General features: G+C 64.9%; 1 protein-coding gene. It reads left to right on the top strand.

Features of this window, described 5'->3' with window-relative positions; translation table 11 throughout:
• On the top strand, positions 1–8591 hold an 8591-nt coding region (locus AB0H00_RS31660), incomplete at both ends, for an amino acid adenylation domain-containing protein (protein ID WP_357273563.1).

The following is an 8591-nucleotide window of genomic DNA, read 5'->3' as shown; positions in this document are numbered from 1 at the left end:
GACACCGTGCGGGTATTCGCCGAACGGTTCACCCGACTACTGCACGCGATCACCACCCAACCAGAGCAGCCGGTCGGCGACCTGCAGATCCTGGACACGGCCGAGTACGAACTGCTCACGCACATGCACGGCGAGGACGTGATGGCCACCGGCCTGCTGCCGGACCTGCTCGCGCGTGGCGCGCAGCTGGACCCAGAGCAGATCGCGGTCCGATACCAGGGCAGGTCGATCACCTACCGGGAGCTCGACGAGTACTCCTCGCGCCTGGCGCGGGTGCTCATCGCGCGCGGCGTCGGACCGGAACGCATGGTGGCGCTGTCATTCCCGCGCTCCTACGAGATGGTCGCCGCGTTCTGGGCGGTGGCGAAGGCGGGCGGCGCACATGTGCCGATCGACCCGACCTATCCCGAAGACCGTCAGCGGCACATGGTCAACGACTCCGGCGCGGTCATCGGCATTACCGCGAGCGAGTACGTGGACCGGCTGCCGCGCACCGTCGAGTGGCTACGGATGGACGATCCGGAGTTCGGCGAGCTGGTCGAGAGCCAGTCCGCCCAGCCCGTGACGGACGTGGACCGGATTTCCTCGCTGTCCATGCGGCACCCGGTGTATGTCATCTACACCTCGGGTTCGACCGGTATGCCCAAGGGCGTCACCGTGACCCACGCGGGTATGGGCGGTCTGGCCGGCGTCGCGACCGACCTGTACCACCTCGAGTCGCACCACCGCTTCCTGCACATCTGCTCGCCGAGCTTCGACCCGTCGGTGCTCGAATGGCTGTGTGCCGCCTACATCGGGGCCACCCTGGTGATCGTGCCGTCGACCATCATCGGCGGCACGGAGCTGGCCGAGCTGCTACGCACCGAGCGGGTGACGCACACGATCATCACCCCCGCGGTGCTCGGCACCGTCGATCCCGAAGGCATGGAGGCGCTCGAGGTCGCTTCCGTCGGCGGCGACGTCACTACGCCGGAACTGTTGGCCAAGTGGGGGCCGGGTCGCAAGTACTTCAACGCCTACGGCCCGACCGAGACGACGATCATCTCGTCGTACGCCAGCCTCATCCCGGGCAGGCACATCACCATCGGACGTCCGGTGCTCGGCATGTCGGCCCTGGTGCTGGACAACCGGCTCAACCCGGTGCCGCCGGGTGTCGCGGGCGAGCTGTACCTGGCCGGTGGCGCGCTGGCGCGCGGCTACCACAACCGCCCCGACCTCACCGCGGAACGGTTCGTCGCCAACCCGTGGAGCAATGAGGGCGCGCGGATGTACCGCACTGGTGACGTGGTGCGCTGGTTCGCCGAACCCGGTGAGCGGGAGGGCAACGCCGCGGTGCCGTCGGTGCAGTGGGAGCTGGACTACGTCGGCCGCTCGGACTTCCAGGTCAAGATCCGCGGCTTCCGCATCGAGCTCGGCGAAATCGATGCCGTGCTCGGCAAACACGAGGACGTCGAGTACGCGATCACGCTCGGCCGCCAGACTGCTGCGGGCGCGACGATTCTCGTCTCCTACGTGCTGGCGGCAGCCGGCCGCGAGATCGACACCGCGCGGCTGACGGAGTACGCGTCGCGCAGCCTGGCGCCGCACATGGTGCCCACGGCCATCGTGGTGATCGACGAGATCCCGCTGACTCCGGTCGGCAAGCTGGACCGCGAGGCGCTGCCCTCGCCGGTGTTCGAGGCGAAGGTGTTTCGCGCGCCGTCCACGCCGATCGAGCAGATCGTCGCAGGCATCTTCATGGACGTGCTCGGCGTCACCCGGCTCGGCTTGGACGACAACTTCTTCGAACTCGGCGGCAACTCCTTGCTGGCCACCCAGGTGACCTCGCGCCTCAGCGCGGCGCTGGACACCCAGCTGGCGGTCCGCGATCTGTTCGATGCCTCGACGGTGTTCGAACTGGCCGCTCGGGCCGAACACAACGCCGGATCCGGCACGGCTCGGCCGCGGCTCGTCGCGGGCGAACGACCGGAACGCGTTCCGCTTTCGCTGGCCCAGCAGCGGTACTGGTTCCTCAACCAGTTCGACACCAGTACCTCCGCGGTGGACAACATTCCGCTCGCGGTGCGCTTGTCGGGTGCCCTCGATGTGGCCGCGCTCAGCCAGGCGATCGGTGATGTGTTCGCCCGCCATGAGGTGCTGCGCACCACCTACCCGCGCTCGGTCGATGGTCCGCACCAGGTGATTCACCCGGTGGCGGAGACGGTGCCCGTGCTCGTCCCGGTCGAGGTGGCCGAGGCGGATCTGCTGCAGACGCTGATCGAGTTCGCCCGCATCTCCTTCGATGTCACCGTCGAGGTGCCGCTGTCGGTGGCGCTGTTCCGCATCATCCCGGATGAGCATGGGACCGAATCCGATACCGTCGAGCATGTGGTCGCCTTCTCCGTGTACCACATAGCCAGCGACGGGGCGTCCACGGGTCCGCTGGCCCGCGATGTGATGGCGGCCTACTTGGCCCGGGTGAACGGCGAGGTCCCGCAATGGGAGCCGCTGCCGGTCCAGTTCGCCGATTTCGCGGTGTGGCAGCGTGCGGTGCTCGGTTCCGAGGAAGACCCGGAGTCGTTGGCCGCCCAGCAGGTCGCCTACTGGAAGACCACACTGTCCGGTCTTCCGGAGCAGCTGGAGCTGCCGACGGACCGCCCGCGTCCGCCCGCGCAGTCGTTCCAGGGCAAGGCGATTCGCTTCGAGATCTCGCCGGACCGGCATAGGCGCCTGCAGGAATTGGCGCGGGCCAACAATGCGTCGTTGTTCATGGTCGTGCACGCGGCGTTGGCGGTGCTGCTTGCCCGGTTGTCCGGGACCGACGACATTGCGGTGGGTACGCCGATCGCCGGTCGTGGTGAGCGTGAACTCGATGACCTGATCGGTATGTTCGTCAATACCTTGGTGTTCCGCACCGAGGTTGATGGTGGTATGCGATTCAGTGACCTGCTCGCGGGTGTGCGGGAGCGGGATCTGGAGGGGTTCGCGCATGCGGATGTGCCGTTCGAGCGGCTTGTCGAGGTGCTCAATCCGGTGCGCTCCACCGCGCGCAACCCGCTGTTCCAGGTGAGTCTGCTGTTCCAGAACTACGCCGAGACGACGTTGGAACTGCCCGGATTGACCGCCAGCCCAGTCGAGTTCGATATGCAACTGGCTAAGACCGATCTCGAGGTGACCCTGTACGACCGGTATGCCGAAGACGGCACACCAGCGGAGATCCTCACCGAGTTCGCCTACGCCATTGATTTGTTCGATGAGGCGACTGTGCAGGGGTTCGCGGACCGCTTCGTCATGGTGCTCGATGCCATCATTGCGGACGCCGCGGTGCCGGTGGGTGATATCGATCTGCTGGCGCCTGCTGAGCGGGGTCGGTTGGTTTCGGGTTGGAACGATACCGGTCGTGTGGTGGCGTCGGAGTTGCTGCTGGATGGTTATCGGCGTGCGGTTGCTGCGGATCCGGATGCGGTGGCTGTGGTGTTCGAGGGTGTCGAGCTGACTTATGCCGAGTTCGATACACGGGTGAACAAGCTTGCGCGGTTGCTGATTTCGCAAGGTGTGGGCGCGGAGTCGTTGGTGGGGTTGGCGGTTCGGCGTTCGCTGGATTTGGTCGTCGGCATGTATGCGATCGTGACGGCCGGTGGGGCGTGGGTGCCGTTGGATCCGGATCATCCAGCCGAACGCATCACCCATATCCTCGACACCGCTGCACCTGTTTGGGTGGTGACAACGACGGTGGATGCAGTGCCGGTGCCGGTTGGTACGACGGTGCTACCCATGGATGCGGTGGACCTGGACGGGTTCTCCGGTGCCCCGGTGCGCGGCGAGGAGTTGTTGCATCCGGTAACGCCGGCGAATCCGGCGTACGTCATCTTCACGTCCGGATCGACCGGTCGCCCCAAGGGCGTCGCGGTCTCGCACGCGGCGATCAACAACCAGATCGAGTGGATGCTTGCGGAGTACCCGCTGGGCCCGGCAGATGTGTATCTGCAGAAGACCGCGACGACGTTCGACGTGTCACTGTGGGGCTACTTCATGCCACTGCGGGCAGGCGCGAAGCTGATTGTCGCGACCCATGATGGCCATCGGGATCCGGTATACGTCGCGGAAACCATTGTCACGCAGCAGGTCACGGTCACCGACTTCGTACCCTCGATGTTGGCGGTGTTCGCCGCGCACGTGACCCCCGGGTCGATTCCGACACTGCGGGATGTCTTTGTGATCGGTGAGGCGCTGCCCCCGGAGACGGTAGCCGCATGGCAGGGCGTGTCGGAGGCGTCATTGCACAACCTGTACGGGCCGACCGAAGCCGCGGTATCGGTGACGTACTGGCCCGCAGACGGACGCGACGAACGGACCGTGCCGATCGGACGGCCGCAGTGGAACACCCAAGTGTATGTACTGGACTCACGGCTGCGACCGGTCCCGGCCGGTGTCTCCGGCGAGTTGTATCTCGCCGGTGACCAACTGGCGCGCGGATATGTGGCTCGCCCGGATTTGACGGCCGACCGGTTCGTGGCGAGCCCGTTCACAGTCGGTGAGCGGATGTACCGCACCGGTGACCTCGTGGTGTGGCGTGAGCCGGTCGCGGATCGCCCGCATCGATTGGAGTACATCGGACGTACCGATTTCCAGGTGAAATTCCGTGGCCAACGGATCGAGCTGGGAGAAATCGAAGCGGCATTGTTGGCGCAGCCAGGCATCAGCCAGTCGGTGGCATTGGTGGCGCCTTCGTCACTGGGTGACCAACTGGTGGCCTACGTCGTCGCTGTTCCAGGGGACCAGATCGATCCAGTGGCGCTGCGGTCGGCGATCAGTGAGGTTCTGCCTGCCTATATGGTTCCGGCGGCGGTCGTGGTGTTGGATGCGTTCCCGCTGAACACCAGTGGCAAGTTGGATCGGAAGGCGTTGCCTGCACCGGAGTTCGAAGCGAAGGTGTTCCGTGCTCCTTCGACACCGGTCGAGGAGATCGTGGCGGGTGTATTCGCTGACGTGCTCGGAATCGAGCGGGTCGGTGTGGATGATGATTTCTTCGGGTTGGGTGGCAACTCGCTGATCGCCACGCAGGTCACCGCACGCCTTGGTGAGATGTTGAGCACGCGTGTTCCGGTGCGTGTGTTGTTCGAGGCGTCGACGGTCGCGGCGTTGGCGGTTCGGGTTGAACAGCAGGCGGGCACTGTCGGGCGTTTGCCGTTGGCGGCTGGTCGGCGCCCGGAACGGGTTCCGTTGTCGCTGGCGCAGCAGCGGATGTGGTTTTTGAATCAGTTCGATACCCAGTCCACGGCCTACAACTTGCCGATCGTGGTCCGGTTGACCGGCTTGTTGGATGTTTCGGCGTTGCGTGCGGCGATCGCGGATCTGGTGGGCAGGCACGAGGTACTGCGTACGGTGTATCCGGCGGTTGACGGCGACCCGGTACAGCTGATTTTGTCGCCGACTCAGGCGGAGTTGTCGCTGATGGAGCGGTCCGTCGCTGCTGTGGATGTCGAGCCCGCTGTGGCGGAGTTGGTTTCGACGCAGTTCGATGTCACCGGTGAGGTGCCGGTGCGGGTGGCGTTGTTCGAGATCGAAGACGCCGCGGCCACCCCGGAGTATGTGATCGCGATGGTGGTGCATCACATCGCCGGTGACGGCTGGTCGGTGGGGCCGCTGGTGCGGGATCTGATGACTGCCTACGTGGCACGGTCTGCGGGCGAGTCACCGAGCTGGGCTCCGCTCGAGGTGCAGTACGCCGATTACAGTGTTTGGCAGCGTGAACTGCTGGGCAGCGAAGACGATCCAGGTTCGATGATGTCGGATCAGGTCGCCTACTGGCGCACAGCGCTGGCAGATCTGCCGGAACAATTGGACCTGCCGGTGGACCGGCCGCGCCCGGCGATGCAGTCCTTCGCCGGTAGCACGGTGGAAGTGGGTATCGATGCCGACACCCACCGTGGGCTGATCGAGGTGGCGCAGTCCCAGGGCGCGACACTGTTCATGGTGGTCCACACGGCGCTGGCGGTGTTGATGGCTCGGTTGTCGGGCACCGACGACATCGCGATCGGCACACCGATGGCGGGCCGCGGCGAGACCGCGCTCAACGATCTGATCGGGACATTCATCAACACATTGGTGTTCCGTAGCCGCGTGGATGCCGGTGCGGCATTCACGGACCTGCTTGCACGTCAGCGTGAGACCGATATCCAGGCGTTCGCGCATGCGGACGTGCCGTTCGAGCGGCTCGTCGAGGTACTCAACCCCGCGCGTTCGACGGCGCGGCATCCACTGTTCCAGGTGGGTTTGTCGTTCCAGAACCTGGCCGTGACCACGCTCGAACTGCCCGGCTTGACAGTGTCAGGAGTGGACTTCGACACTGCGATCTCCCAATTCGACCTGCATCTGGTCCTCGCCGATCAATACGACGAGTCGGGGGCGCCTACCGGCATCGCCGGTATGTTCACCTACGCCACCGATCTGTTCGACCACAGCACCGTGCAGGGATTCGCCCAGCGTTTCATTCGCTTGTTGGGTGAGATCATCGCTGCGCCACGTACCGCGGTGGGTGATCTGGAATTACTTGCCGCGACTGAGCGGGGTCGGTTGGTTTCGGGTTGGAACGATACCGGTCGTGTGGTGGCGTCGGAGTTGCTGCTGGATGGTTATCGGCGTGCGGTTGCTGCGGATCCGGATGCGGTGGCTGTGGTGTTCGAGGGTGTCGAGCTGACTTATGCCGAGTTCGATACACGGGTGAACAAGCTTGCGCGGTTGCTGATTTCGCAAGGTGTGGGCGCGGAGTCGTTGGTGGGGTTGGCGGTTCGGCGTTCGCTGGATTTGGTCGTCGGCATGTATGCGATCGTGACGGCCGGTGGGGCGTGGGTGCCGTTGGATCCGGATCATCCAGCCGAACGCATCACCCATATCCTCGACACCGCTGCACCTGTTTGTGTGGTGACAACGACGGTGGATGCAGTGCCGGTGCCGGATGGTACGACGGTGCTACCCATGGATGCGGTGGACCTGGACGGGTTCTCCGGTGCCCCGGTGCGCGGCGAGGAGTTGTTGCATCCGGTAACGCCGGCGAATCCGGCGTACGTCATCTTCACGTCCGGATCGACCGGTCGCCCCAAGGGCGTCGCGGTCTCGCACGCGGCGATCAACAACCAGATCGAGTGGATGCTTGCGGAGTACCCGCTGGGCCCGGCAGATGTGTATCTGCAGAAGACCGCGACGACGTTCGACGTGTCACTGTGGGGCTACTTCATGCCACTGCGGGCAGGCGCGAAGCTGATTGTCGCGACCCATGATGGCCATCGGGATCCGGTATACGTCGCGGAAACCATTGTCACGCAGCAGGTCACGGTCACCGACTTCGTACCCTCGATGTTGGCGGTGTTCGCCGCGCACGTGACCCCCGGGTCGATTCCGACACTGCGGGATGTCTTTGTGATCGGTGAGGCGCTGCCCCCGGAGACGGTAGCCGCATGGCAGGGCGTGTCGGAGGCGTCATTGCACAACCTGTACGGGCCGACCGAAGCCGCGGTATCGGTGACGTACTGGCCCGCAGACGGACGCGACGAACGGACCGTGCCGATCGGACGGCCGCAGTGGAACACCCAAGTGTATGTACTGGACTCACGGCTGCGACCGGTCCCGGCCGGTGTCTCCGGCGAGTTGTATCTCGCCGGTGACCAACTGGCGCGCGGATATGTGGCTCGCCCGGATTTGACGGCCGACCGGTTCGTGGCGAGCCCGTTCACAGTCGGTGAGCGGATGTACCGCACCGGTGACCTCGTGGTGTGGCGTGAGCCGGTCGCGGATCGCCCGCATCGATTGGAGTACATCGGACGTACCGATTTCCAGGTGAAATTCCGTGGCCAACGGATCGAGCTGGGAGAAATCGAAGCGGCATTGTTGGCGCAGCCAGGCATCAGCCAGTCGGTGGCATTGGTGGCGCCTTCGTCACTGGGTGACCAACTGGTGGCCTACGTCGTCGCTGTTCCAGGGGACCAGATCGATCCAGTGGCGCTGCGGTCGGCGATCAGTGAGGTTCTGCCTGCCTATATGGTTCCGGCGGCGGTCGTGGTGTTGGATGCGTTCCCGCTGAACACCAGTGGCAAGTTGGATCGGAAGGCGTTGCCTGCACCGGAGTTCGAAGCGAAGGTGTTCCGTGCTCCTTCGACACCGGTCGAGGAGATCGTGGCGGGTGTATTCGCTGACGTGCTCGGAATCGAGCGGGTCGGTGTGGATGATGATTTCTTCGGGTTGGGTGGCAACTCGCTGATCGCCACGCAGGTCGTGGCGCGTATCGGTGCTGCGCTGAATTCGCGGGTTCCGTTGCGGGTGTTGTTCGAGGCATCCACCGTCACCGGACTCGCGGCGAAGGTCGAGCAGCATGCCGGCGCTGGTGGCCGCAAGGAGCTGGTGGCTGGTCCGCGGCCGTCCCAGATTCCGTTGTCGCTGGCGCAGCAGCGGATGTGGTTCCTCAACCAGTTCGATGCGGCCTCATCGGTTTACAACATCCCGGCGGCGATCAGTTTGTCGGGTGATCTGGATGTTGCCGCGTTGCAGCAGGCTGTTGGTGATGTGGTCGCCAGGCACGAGATCTTGCGTACGGTCTATCCGGAACAGGGGCGGGC

Source organism: Nocardia sp. NPDC023852, from assembly GCF_040639505.1.
Taxonomy (GTDB): Bacteria; Actinomycetota; Actinomycetes; order Mycobacteriales; family Mycobacteriaceae; genus Nocardia.
Note: the sequence above shows the minus strand (reverse complement) of the source record. Positions and strands in the feature narration are given on the sequence as shown.